Origin of the sequence: Paenibacillus sp. FSL W8-1187, assembly GCF_037965485.1 — a bacterium.
Taxonomy (GTDB): domain Bacteria; phylum Bacillota; class Bacilli; order Paenibacillales; family Paenibacillaceae; genus Paenibacillus_O; species Paenibacillus_O pasadenensis.
Genome location: NZ_CP150181.1, coordinates 1556459 through 1568529 on the forward strand (window position 1 = coordinate 1556459; position 12071 = coordinate 1568529).

13 protein-coding genes are annotated in these 12071 nt (G+C 50.4%); all 13 read left to right on the forward strand.

Annotation, left to right across the window (positions count from 1 at the left end):
- Nucleotides 1–2 precede the first annotated feature (2 nt).
- The 13 genes from NYE40_RS06655 to NYE40_RS06715 all read left to right on the forward strand — a co-directional run bounded on the left by NYE40_RS06655 (nt 3) and on the right by NYE40_RS06715 (nt 12023).
- A complete protein-coding gene (locus NYE40_RS06655) occupies nt 3–1112 on the forward strand; it encodes a glycosyltransferase family 1 protein (protein WP_339279634.1) in 1110 nt (369 codons plus the stop codon).
- Entirely contained in the window at nt 1105–2274 is a 1170-nt protein-coding gene (locus NYE40_RS06660; RefSeq protein ID WP_339279635.1) for a glycosyltransferase family 4 protein, read from the forward strand. Before NYE40_RS06655 ends, NYE40_RS06660 begins: the two co-directional genes overlap by 8 nt.
- A 793-nt stretch (nt 2275–3067) precedes the next feature.
- Nucleotides 3068–3712 (forward strand): hypothetical protein, encoded by a 645-nt coding sequence (locus NYE40_RS06665; RefSeq protein ID WP_339279637.1) that lies wholly within the window; start codon nt 3068–3070, stop codon nt 3710–3712.
- Nucleotides 3709–5157: an oligosaccharide flippase family protein gene (locus NYE40_RS06670; protein ID WP_339279639.1), complete on the forward strand. Its 1449-nt coding sequence runs from the start codon at nt 3709–3711 to the stop codon at nt 5155–5157. Before NYE40_RS06665 ends, NYE40_RS06670 begins: the two co-directional genes overlap by 4 nt.
- On the forward strand, nt 5154–6527 hold the full coding sequence (locus tag NYE40_RS06675) for a sugar phosphate nucleotidyltransferase (protein WP_339279641.1): 1374 nt from the start codon (nt 5154–5156) through the stop codon (nt 6525–6527). The genes NYE40_RS06670 and NYE40_RS06675 overlap by 4 nt, the downstream gene beginning before the upstream one ends.
- 15 nt (nt 6528–6542) lie before the next feature.
- Nucleotides 6543–7880, forward strand: coding sequence for a UDP-glucose/GDP-mannose dehydrogenase family protein (locus tag NYE40_RS06680; RefSeq protein ID WP_153783106.1), 1338 nt, complete (start codon nt 6543–6545; stop codon nt 7878–7880).
- Between the two features lie 40 nt (nt 7881–7920).
- The gene (locus tag NYE40_RS06685; protein ID WP_339279642.1) at nt 7921–9069 is read left to right on the forward strand and encodes a nucleotidyltransferase family protein; all 1149 of its coding nucleotides are present in this window, start codon (nt 7921–7923) and stop codon (nt 9067–9069) included.
- On the forward strand, nt 9066–10010 hold the full coding sequence (locus tag NYE40_RS06690; RefSeq protein ID WP_153783108.1) for an LCP family protein: 945 nt from the start codon (nt 9066–9068) through the stop codon (nt 10008–10010). Before NYE40_RS06685 ends, NYE40_RS06690 begins: the two co-directional genes overlap by 4 nt.
- Nucleotides 10011–10052: 42 nt before the next feature.
- Nucleotides 10053–10739 carry a VanZ family protein gene (locus NYE40_RS06695; protein WP_153783109.1) on the forward strand — a complete coding sequence of 229 codons (687 nt, stop codon included), beginning with the start codon at nt 10053–10055 and terminating at the stop codon, nt 10737–10739.
- 28 nt (nt 10740–10767) lie between these two features.
- A complete protein-coding gene (locus tag NYE40_RS06700; RefSeq protein ID WP_339279644.1) occupies nt 10768–11265 on the forward strand; it encodes a hypothetical protein in 498 nt (165 codons plus the stop codon).
- Nucleotides 11266–11317: 52 nt separating this feature from the next.
- Entirely contained in the window at nt 11318–11524 is a 207-nt protein-coding gene (locus NYE40_RS06705) for a hypothetical protein (RefSeq protein ID WP_028600461.1), read from the forward strand.
- A gap of 34 nt (nt 11525–11558) precedes the next feature.
- Complete coding sequence (locus NYE40_RS06710; RefSeq protein WP_146000513.1) at nt 11559–11774, forward strand: hypothetical protein; 216 nt, start codon at nt 11559–11561, stop codon at nt 11772–11774.
- A gap of 33 nt (nt 11775–11807) precedes the next feature.
- Nucleotides 11808–12023, forward strand: coding sequence for a hypothetical protein (locus NYE40_RS06715; protein WP_028600463.1), 216 nt, complete (start codon nt 11808–11810; stop codon nt 12021–12023).
- The last annotated feature ends 48 nt before the right edge of the window (nt 12024–12071 follow it).

Below are 12071 nucleotides of genomic sequence, written 5' to 3' on the forward strand. Positions count from 1 at the left end.
CAATGGACATAGTTATAAATGGTCGATTTTTGACCCAGCAATTAACGGGCGTTCAACGTTATGCAATTGAATTGGTTAAAAGTTTAGATAAAAAGTTTATCGATCTTACTGTGGAGGCACAGTTAGTCGTTCCTGAAGGGTATGACGTTAAAGAGTTACCTTTTGCATTAGAGACTATTAAGCTTGTCCATTACGGAAAGCGAAGGGGACATAGTTGGGAGCAGGTCGATTTGGCTTTTTTCTCTCGTAAAAAGTTCCTGGTCAATCTATGCAACACTGGGCCCATCTTTAAAATGAATCAAAGTATTACGCTTCATGATGCGGCAGTTTTCTCAGCACCAGAGGGCTTTAATTGGAAGTTTAAACTGTGGTATAAATTGCTATTCCACTCCTTTTCACTCTTTGCAAGTAGAATTGTGACTGTATCTAATTTTTCTAAAAGTGAATTGATTCACCATTGTATTCTGAATGAGAAAAAAGTTGAGGTCATATACTCTGGTATTAATCATATTAATGAGGTCTCAGAGGATAAAAAATTTAATGTTCATTCCTATGGGGATTATGTGCTTGTTGTAAGCAGCATGAACCCAAATAAGAATTATAGCCGCATAGTTGAAGCGGCTGCGCTCCTTAATCCGAACTTGAACATTCTTATTACAGGTGGAGCGAATCCAAAAGTATTCAATCCCAGCATTTTATCAAATCAAAATAACATTCATTACTTAGGATATGTCACTGATGAGCAACTCAAAACGTTATACAGCCACGCCTATTGTTTTCTATTCCCTTCTTTATATGAAGGGTTTGGACTTCCGCCATTAGAGGCGATGGCATGCGGATGTCCCGTAATTGTATCGAGAATCCCTTGCTTGCAAGAGATTTGTGGAGACGCAGCTATTTATTGTGACCCTATGAGTGTTGATGATATTGCAGAGGTAATTAATCAGTTGTATGAAGATAAAAATAGAAAAGCAGCTTTTGTTCAACGTTCCTTGAACCATTCTTCAAAATTTAAATGGGACTACACATCTGAAAAATTCATGAATACTATAATAATGAATAAAATCAACGATAAGGTGATGTATGAAGGAAGATATAGTGATTGTGAATAGTCTGTACTATCCAGACATAATTGGCGGAGCTGAAAAATCAACCAAGATTTTGGCTGAAGCATTAACTGATTATTTTAATGTCAATGTTATAACAACGGGTAATAATAGTTCTGTGCAATGCGATATTGTTAATAACGTCAGAGTGTTTCGGATACCTCCTCATAATAAATTTTGGATTGGTAATAGAGAGAAAAAGAGTGTTTTAAATAAAATATTATGGCATTTAAAGGATATAAAGAACAAAAATATTAGAAAAGAAGTATCTAAAATTATTGATGATATAGAGCCTGTTCTGATTCATACTCAGAATATTACCGGTTTAAGTTCTGTTGTTTGGTCGCTGGCTGGTGAGAGGAACATTCCACTAATCCACACGTTGCGTGACTATTCTTTATTTGAACCAATAAAATTTAAGGCTTTTAACTATTTTTTTTCGCTCAGCACAAAATGGCATAGCAGACATGTCAATGTTGTTATTGGGATATCTAATTTTATATTAAACAAACATTTAGAAAAAAAGTTTTTTAGTAATGCAACCAAACACGTTATCTTTAACTCGATTGAAGGTGCAAAAGAATCATTATTAAAGAAGGAAGAAAATCAGGTGGCTATAATTAGTTACTTTGGTCAAGTCGAAAGAAACAAAGGGGTAGATATCTTAATTAATGCGTTTAATGGTATTGGCCATGAAGCTGAATTGAATGTTTTTGGGACAGGGAATGATTATGAAGAGATGAGGTCGAAAAATCTTCATCATAACAATATTGTGTTTCATGGAAAGATATGCAGCGAGCAGGTTGACAACGAAATGTTTAAGTCCGATCTAATTATAGTTCCTTCGAGATGGGAAGAACCTTTTGGAAGGGTAGTAATAGAGGCTTACAATAATGGAACTCCAGTCATTGCATCAAATAAAGGGGGGATTCCAGAAATTATCTTGGATTCGAATCACTTATTCGATGTGGATAATCCATTGAATCTAACCAGGAAAATAAATGATTTTTTAGATTTGAGTCTTACTGAGAAAGGTGAAATAATTAATGGTTGCTTTGAAAAATCGAAAGAATTTAGAACTGAAAAAATGTTAAAATCACATCTTGAAATATATGATCAGTATTTAAATAATAAGGAGAAATCTTATGGAACGAGGTTTAGCTCTTGACTCGATACTTTTTTTTGTGACCTCAATCGTTTTCCTAATAACATTGTTTTTTTGGAAAACCAGGGTTTCAAATAAAACAGTTGTTTTTATCATCTTCATGGTTTTCAATACTTCGTATAATATAATGATCAAGAAAATACATGATTTCAATGTTACAATCCCTCGAAACTTTTTGTGGAATTTCAAACTTCCATTGTCTTTTAGTATATTTGATTTAATCTTTATCATAGCTACGGTATTGCTGATGCCTGATTTGTTCAAACTCATAAGAACAAATCAGTTTGCTAGAGTATTCATGTTAAAGGAAAGTGTGATCTTATTTCTTGGATTGTTTTCATTTTTCGTTTATAAAGGATATTGGCTTGATCATGGGAGTTATCAGATCTTAATGACAAAAGGTTTGTTCTATTTCTTGGGGACATTTTTGTTAACGAACAGATTCATCGGAATGAAATTGAGTTTGAAGAAATATTTAATTCCAATCTCGCTTATTCTAATCAGCGGGTACATTAGCTTATTAAGTTTTAATTCAAATGAATTATGGGTGAGATACGGTCAAGTTGTGAAAATACTGGACCAGGAGGATGCATATACAATCTCACTTTTGATAATCACGTTAACATTTGTATTGATTATTTCGAATTTCAAAAAAGAGAATCGCTTTTTCAGAATTGGACTTTATATTATCTTTTTATTCATGGCCTATCAAAATTTCCTCTCCGTGTATAAAACTAATTTTATTTATCTTTTTCTTGTTTTAGTACTATTCCCTCTATTGAAGATGAAAATGAATATGTTTCTGAAATGGTATTCGGTATTTGCGATCTTGATCATTTTAATTTGCTTCAACTATTCTTCTATTGAAGGAGTAATGAATTCCAATGGCATAAATACAAGAGGTGGTCAAATCTCAGACTATATAAATGACATTAACTCAAGCAATGTTGCGAAATATATTACTGGGTCTGGAATAGGAACTCCATACAAATCGGATTATGTAAGTAATGACTATGGAGAAGTGAAAATAATTGATAAAAGTACTAATTTCTATGGATATCGGTTTATTTTTCAAACACCATTTTTAGTGGTGTTTAAGTATTCGGGAATTATAGGTTTACTTTCACTACTTATCTTTAGTTTATATCTCTTCAAGATTCTATATGTCAACTTTAAGTTATATAGCGATTCTTCATTTGAGAGGGTTGAGTTTATTACGTTGAGTTTTATTTTTGTATATTACTCCTTGACACAAAGTTTTCTAATTGGAGGCACCAGCCCAATTTTTGCATTTCTAGGGTTCATAGTAGCTAGGCTGGTGTTTTTAAATGAATATCTTAACCATAATGAAAATGAATCCTATGGGACGAATGAGGTTCGTTTGAGGCAGCAAAGAAAGAGAAGTTTATACATTCCAAAAGTAAGATCAGAATTAATATGAATTTATTGACCATTGTTAAGAATTCGATCTACCTCTTTTTCAGTCATGTTTTAGTTCGATTTGTATCTGGTATTGCAACCATTTTAGTAGCTAGATCTCTCGGAATCGATGAATACGGTCTCTTGAGTCTAGCAATATCAATTACAATTATCAGTGGTTTTTTTACTGAGCTTGGTTTGACACATACTCTCATTAGAGAAGGGACAAAAGCGGGATCTGATATTGAGGAACTATTGGCTATTTACTTAGGGAAACGACTTTTTTACGGGGGATTAACTCTTTTAGTTACTTGTGTACTTATACTGACTCTTTATTCTCCATCTCATTACCAGGTTTTACTGTGGTGCGTAATACCTTCGATATTAGGCTCTGTTTTAACTGGATATGGTGTGGCATATTTTCAGGTAACTCAACTGATGAAGTTTACGGCACTTATACGTGCTTCGACCGGGCTGTTAACTGCTCTATCATTGTTGCTTTGTTTTTATCTGAAGTCCGACGTTTTTTCATATTCATTAGCCTACGGTTTTTCAATACTCTTTGGTGGGGTTATTAGTACTGGTCTTGTATTGAGAAAAGTGAGATTTAAACTTAAGTGGTCGAATAAGTTGTCCAATGGATTGATCTCATTTTCGATTTCTGGTTTTGTTGTCATGTTCTTTCCTCAGCTGGGGCCAATTATATTAGAAAAGACGAGTTCGTTGACTCAGGTGGGAAATTATTCGGCTGCATATAGAATTCCGAGTATTTTATATCAAATTCCCAATGTATTAGCTCTTGCTTTCTATCCAATGTTATTCAAACTTAGTAATGCGAATAACAACTTCGAACAAGTGAAATTAAATATAATGCAAACTAAATTCATGTCATGTATAGGAATGATGCTCTGTTTGCCTTTTGCAATTTATTCAGAGTGGTGGGTAAATATAGTTTTAGGACGACAATGGGTTGAGGCTGCTTTCCTGCTATCTGTTTTAAGTTTTATTGTTTTATTGCAGTCAATAAGCTCACCAATTTCTGACGGATTGGCAGCTGCTGGATATCATAAGAAGCGGTCAATTTTCCAAGTAGCAAATTGCTGTTTGGCGGTGATTTTGTTTTTGTTATTAAGTTCGAGATATGGTGCAGTCGGTGCTGCATTTGCGGCAGTAATAGTTGAGCTTATAAATTTAATTGGTCTAGTTGCACTGAGAAAAATTGGAATTGTTATCATCTATAAGTCACTTGGTTCCTTGGCTCCGATCTTCATAACCATGTTGTTGCTGGGATATTATTTAAAGGGAATATCGTGGTTGAACCCTGTACTTGGTGTGGTTATTTTGTTTTCTCTATTTTTAATACTAACATTTTCACTTGATAAAGAACTGAAAGGGAAATTGGTTAATGTCCTAAAAAAACAAGTTGAGAAAAAAACAAAAAGCGTTAAGATTGGAGATTCTATATGAAAACCGTTCTACTGTCGGGAGGCTCCGGTAAGCGGCTCTGGCCGCTGTCCAACGATCTCCGGTCGAAGCAGTTCCTGCCGCTGCTGAAGAGGGAGGACGGAGCGGCCGAGTCGATGGTCCAGCGAGTATGGCGGCAGCTGGAGCAAGCGGGACTGGCAAGCGGCAGCTACATCGCGACCAGCCGCTCGCAGGTCGAGGTGCTGCAAAGCCAGCTCGGGCATGAGGTGCCGATCATCGTGGAGCCGGAACGAAGAGACACCTTCCCGGCGATCGCGCTCGCGGCGACCTATCTGTACTCGATTGCCGGCGTGCCCCTGGATGAGATCATCGCGATCATGCCGGTCGATCCGTATGTGGACGACGCCTTCTTCGATGTCGTCAAGTCGCTGGAGCCAGCGGTGGCCGCGTCGGATGCGGAGCTGGCGCTGATCGGAGTCGTGCCGGATCATCCATCGGAAAGCTTCGGCTATATCGTCCCGACCGCCGCCCCCATGCCGCTCGGCCTTAGACAAGTGAATAGCTTCAAGGAAAAACCCCGAAGGGAAGAAGCGCTGGCTCTCATGGAGCTGGGGGCGCTTTGGAACTGCGGGGTTTTTGCGTTCCGGCTGGATCTCATGATCAACCTGCTCATCTCGATGAACCTGCCGATCCAGTACGACGAGATGGTGAAGCAGTACCGCAGGCTGCCCAAGAACAGCTTCGACTACGAGGTCGTGGAGAACTTGAAGCGGCTCGTCGTCACGCCGTACAGCGGCGTGTGGCGCGATCTCGGCACATGGAACATGCTGACGGGCGAGATGACGGAGACGGTCGTCGGCAAAGGCATCGTCACCGAGGACTGCCGCGATACGCATCTGATCAACGAGCTGGACATCCCGATCACGGTGATGGGCGTGTCGGGCCTCGTCGTCGCGGCCAGCCCCGACGGCATCCTTGTCTCGGAGAAGGCGGCCAGCTCCCGCATCAAGGACGTGAACGGCAGCCTCGAGCAGCGCCCGATGTTCGAGGAGCGCCGCTGGGGCTCGTACAAGGTCGTCGACTATGTGAAGTACGACGACGGGCGGGAGGTGCTGACGAAGCGGATCCGCATCGCGGCCGGCAAGAACCTCAGCTATCAGTACCATCAGCGGCGCAGCGAGGTATGGACGGTGACGTCCGGAGAAGGCGAGCTGATCCTGGACGGCAAGCAGCAGCGGCTGCTGCCGGGCGATGTCGTGCTCGTGCCGGCCGGCATGCTGCACAGCGTCCGCGCCGTCCGCGAGCTGGAGATCATCGAGGTGCAGAGCGGCTCGGAGCTGGTGGAGGAAGACATCGTGCGGCTCTGCCTGCACTGGGAAGACATTATGAGCTACGTGCAGCCTATCGGATAAGGAGCGGATAGAGAGATGAAACTTGCTGTGATCGGGACCGGCTATGTCGGTCTGGTGTCGGGAGTATGCTTCGCCGAGCTGGGCAACGACGTGATCTGCGTCGACAAGCTCGAGGACAAGATCGCCAAGCTGCAGGCGGGAGAGGTGCCGATCTACGAGCCGGGCCTGAAGGAGCTGATCGCCTCCAACGCGGCGGCGGGACGGCTTCGCTTCACGACGGACCTGCCGTCGGCGGTGAGGGCGGCGGATATCGTCATCCTGGCTGTTGGCACGCCGTCGCTGCCGAGCGGCGAAGCCAATCTGAGCTACATCAAGCAGGCGGCCAAGGAGATCGGCGAGTCGCTCGACGGCTACAAGATCATCGTGACGAAAAGCACGGTGCCGGTCGGCACAAACGAGAAGGTCGGCGCGATCGTCTCGGAGCATACGATCCATTCCTTCGACATCGCGTCGGTGCCGGAGTTCCTGCGCGAGGGCTCGGCGATCGCCGACACGCTGAATCCGGACCGGATCGTGATCGGGACGGACAGCGGCATCGCGCGGGAGCGGCTGAGCGCCCTGCACCGTCCGCTGACGGACAACATCCTGCTGACGGACATCCGCAGCGCGGAGATGATCAAGTACGCCTCCAACGCGTTCCTCGCGACGAAGATCAGCTTCATCAACGAGATCGCCAACATCTGCGAGAAGGTCGGCGCGGACGTGACCCGCGTCGCCGAGGGCATGGGACATGACCGGCGCATCGGCTCGTCGTTCCTCAAGGCCGGCATCGGCTACGGCGGCTCCTGCTTCCCCAAGGATACGGAGGCGCTCATCCAGATCGCGGGCCATGTGGACTATGAGTTCAAGCTGCTCAAGTCGGTCGTCGAGGTGAACCGCGATCAGCGGTTCGGCGTCATCCGCAAGCTGGAGGCGACGCTCGGCGAGCTCGCCGACAAGACGGTCGCCGTCTGGGGCCTCGCGTTCAAGCCGGAGACGGACGACGTGCGGGACGCGCCGGCGTTCGAGATCATCCAGACGCTGGTCGACTCCGGCGTCCGGGTGCGCGCCTACGATCCGGTGGCGCAGGACAACTTCAGCCGTCAGCTCGATCATCCTCGCGTGGACTACTGCGCCAGCGCGGAGGAGGCGGCGGCAGGAGCGGACGCCCTCTGCCTGCTGACGGAGTGGAAGGAGTTCCGCGAGTTCCCGCTCGCCCGGCTCGAGACGCTGCTGCGCCGTCCCGTGCTGATCGACGGCCGCAACCAGTTCACGGAGGAGGAGCTCGCCGGCACGTCGTTCGTTTATTACTCGGTCGGCCGTCCCAATCTGAGCAAGGGCGTCCGCGAGCAGAGCCCCGCTCTGCAATTTTAGCAAGAGGCGGCTGGCCGCCGGAAAGGAGGCGAGGATTCCATTGAAGCCGAGCGAATCGATGCAGCTGCTGGACCGGATCTATGAGCGATCCGAGAACGAGCCTTGGGAGGAGGAGAGCTGGAGGCGGGCTTGGGCGGATATCCGCGACTCCTTTACCGGCAGCCAGTTCTACCATCTCCTTCAGGAAAGGGGCTTGCTCCAGGAAGCTCCCGCCTGGCTGCAGGCCGAGCTGAAGGCGGAGTCCGAGCGCATCCTGTTCCAAAACATGCTGATCCGCGCCGAGCAGAAGAAGCTGTTCCGCGCGTTCGAGCAGGAGGGCATCCCGCTCGTCCCGCTCAAGGGCATCCGCATGGCGGAGCGCTTCTTCGGCCACTTCGCGGCGAGGCCGACGACGGATCTCGACGTGCTCGTCCGTCCCGAGGATCTGCAGCGCGCGTCGGCGCTGCTTCGGCGGCTCGGGTTCGAGGACGGCGAGCAGCTGGACGACGATCATTTCCACCTGCTGTTCAACAAGTTCTACGACAACCCGATGTTCCCGTTCCTGGCCGTCGAGCTGCACTGGAGCCTCCTCCGCTCGCACGGGCATGAGACGGACGTGGAGGCGCTGTGGAGCCGCACGGCTCCGCTGGACGGCAGCCCGTGCCTGCGCGAGCTGAACGACGAGGACACGCTCTACCACGTCTGCCTGCATGCGTTCAACCATCATATGTCGTCGCTGAAGTACATCGTGGACATCGCGCAGGTGATCGACCGGACCTGGGATACGGTGTCCTACGAGTCGCTGCTCGCCAGGGCCCGGCGAGACGGCAATCTGGCGAAGCTGACGGCGGTGCTGTCGCTCGTTTACCGCCTCTGCCCGTCGCTGCAGTGGGTGAAGCCGCTCGATCGCCGGCGCCGCTGGCCGTTCTGGAGCGAGCGCCTCCTGCGCGAGGCCGGGCTCGGCATCAAAAGCCGGCGGTACTATCTGTTCCGCTTCGCCTCGATCTTCGTCACGTACGACAAGCCGTCCGCGATGCTCCGCCATATCCAGTATCTGTTCCTGCCGCCCGCGGATTACGCGCGCTCCCATTTCCGGGAGGATAAGGGCGGCTCTTTGCTGTCCCTGTACACCCGAATCTACCGGCTGCGGCTGAAGCATCTGCTCAGCAGAAGGCCGCGCGCCGGCGCGAAGGAGCTTGACACCCCATGAGCCTGATTCAGAAACGGGCGCTGATCGCCGTCCTGTCCATCCTGCTGGTGGCGGCGCTGTCGGTCGGCGGCTTCGCCTGGTATTTCTACAGCTCGATCAAAGGCACGGCCCACAAGGTCTACGAGCCGACGCAGCGGCCGGTCTACGTGAGCAAGGATCCTGCCGTCGAGGAAGAAGCGGTGCCGTCCGACAACCTGCCGTTCACGGTGCTCGTAATGGGCGTGGACGAGCGGCTGAACGACGTCGGACGCACCGACACGCTGATGCTGCTCGCGGTCAATCCGCAGAAGAGCGACGTGCTCATGCTCAGCATTCCGCGCGATACGCGCACGACGATCATCGGCCGCGATACGGAGGACAAGATCAACCACGCGTATGCCTTCGGCGGCGTGAACATGGCCGTGCAGACGGTGGAGAGCTTCCTCGACTATCCGGTGGACTACTACGTGAAGGTCAACATGGAAGGCTTCGAGAAGATCGTCGACCTGCTCGGCGGCGTCGAGGTGGACAATTCGTTCGCCTTTACGATCGACGGCCAGACGTACGAGAAAGGCAAGCTGAAGCTGACCGGTGAGCAGGCGCTGCTGTACTCGCGCATGCGCTACGACGATCCGCGGGGCGACTTCGGCCGGCAGAACCGCCAGCGCGACATCATCCAGCAGGTGATGAAAAACGCGCTCACGATCAGCAGCCTGACCAAGGCGAGCGGCATGCTCGAGCAGATCGGCAGCAACGTGAAGACGGACATCTCGTTCGACACGATGAAGGACCTGCTGGTGAACTATCGGCCGAAGATCGAGAAGATCACGCAAAAAGAGGTCAGCGGCCAAGGCACGCGCATCGGCGGCATCTACTACTATATCGTTGATCGGGCGGAGCGGGATCGGCTCCACGCGATGATCAAGGAGCATCAGCAGCAAAGCAAGCCCGTGCTCCATTGACGGGCGGATCGCCCGAACCGGGCATGAAGGAGAGAGCGCCGCATGGCAAGCAAAAGCGTGGACGGGACCGCGAGCGGCTCCCGGAACCGGCCTGCGGCCGGACGCGGCACGGCGGCGGAATCGGCAGGCCGGATCGGAGCGGCTCCCGGCTCCGGACGCGGGACCGTGGCGGCAGGACGGCGTCCCGCCGCTCCGCCAAGCGCGGCGATGCCGCCTCGCCGGAGCCGGACAAGAGCCCTTTTGTGGGGCTGCCTGCTGTCGTGGCTGCTGCTGATTTTCGTCTTTTCCAGCCAGTCGTATCAGACCCAGTCGATCAAGCCTGCGCTGGAGCGCAAGCTGGATGCGGAGACGGCGCAGAAGTGGCTGCCTCCGATGTCGTTCCATTACAACGGGCAGCTGTACATGCCCTCGTTCAACCCGTATGACGTAATCGAGTTCCTGTTCCGCAAAGCGGCCCATCTGTTCGTCTATGCCGTGCTGGCGGCTCTGGCCTGGGCGCTCGCCCGGCTGTACCGCGTGACGCCCGGCTTGTCGGCGTTCATCGCGCTGTCGCTGACGGCGCTGATCGCATGCCTGGACGAGTACAACCAGCAATTTTCCCTATCGCGTACCCCCAACCCCGAGGACGTGCTGATCGATTGGATCGGCGGCTGCCTCGGGGTGGTGCTTCTATACCTGGTCTCGAAGGCGTTCCGCAGGTCTAACCGCTCGTCCCGGCTCATATCCTAAGGCACGTTATGGGACGAGGAGGGAGCGAATGTTCCGGAGAAAGAGAAGGCTGCCGATCGGCGGACTGCTGCTTGCGGCTTGCTTGGCCGCGCTGCTGTGGCTGACGGTGCGCTCTGCTGCGGGATGGCTCGGAGGCGGCGTCGATTCGGGGGGCGCCCGCGAAGTCGTGTCGGATTTCTACACGATGGAGCGGGAGGGCAACTTCGGAGGGTCCTGGGAACTGTTCCACTCTCAGATGAAGGAGCATTTCGCCAAGGACAGCTATATCCAGAAGCGAGCCCATGTGTTCATGCAGGACTTCGGCGTCGATACGTTCGGCTTCGAGCTCGGCGAGCTTGAGGAAGTCGGCGCTTGGCGGATGGGTGGGGACCAGCCTCTGCTGGAGGAGGTGTTCGCCGTGCCGGTCACGATGACGTATCTCAGCAGCTTCGGGGCGCTCGAGATCAGGCAGGACGTATTCGTCGCGCAGGAGTCCGGTGAATGGAAGGTCCTCTGGTCATATCAAGGGGAATCCGACAAGGAATAACCTTGACATGATACAAAATGTATCGTAAATTGAAGAAAGCGAGGTGGTTTCCATGAAGGCTTACAACCCGCCCAAAGTCATCATGCACGAACAGGTCGAATTCGGCACCGTGAACATCAGCAACAATTTCTTTTATCGCTGGTGCAAGCAGTTCAACTTCCGGCCGTTCATCTGCAGGCTGTTCTTTGGTTCTGGGAGCGTAGGCGGGGGACATGGCTTCAACGAGCCTTTCTCCGGCATCAAGGGAACGCCGAAGTGACGGCCAGTCCTGGCTGAAAACGAGGTGAAGCAGCGTGATCAAGACCTATGCCGCACCTAGAGTGCTCGTCCATCAGGCGGTTGAGTTCGGCACCGTCAATATCAGCAATAATTTCTTCTATCAGTGGTGCAAGTGCTACAACTTCAAACCGTTCATCTGCCGGCTGTTCTATGGCAACATCGGCCCGAGCGGAGGAAAAGGCTTCTCGGCGCCGCTTGACCATCTGGAAGGCTGGACGCCGAAGAAGTAGCAGACTCAGCATATCCGGATGAGGTGGGTGTCGATGAAGCCGTATTGCGCTCCTGCCGTGCTCGGCCATCAGTCGGTCGAGTTCGGCACGGTCAACATCAGCAATAATTTTTTCTACAAATGGTGCAAAAGCCAGAACTTCGCGCCGTTCATCTGCCGGCTGTTCTACGGGCCGGGCGGACCGGGAGGTCCATGCGGCTGCGGAACGAAGCCGCTCGGCTACCTGGACCGCTACGACGGCGCCAAGTAGGCGCCGTTGCAGGCGGACGAGCGTGGAGGCGTGCGGAGCGATTGGAAG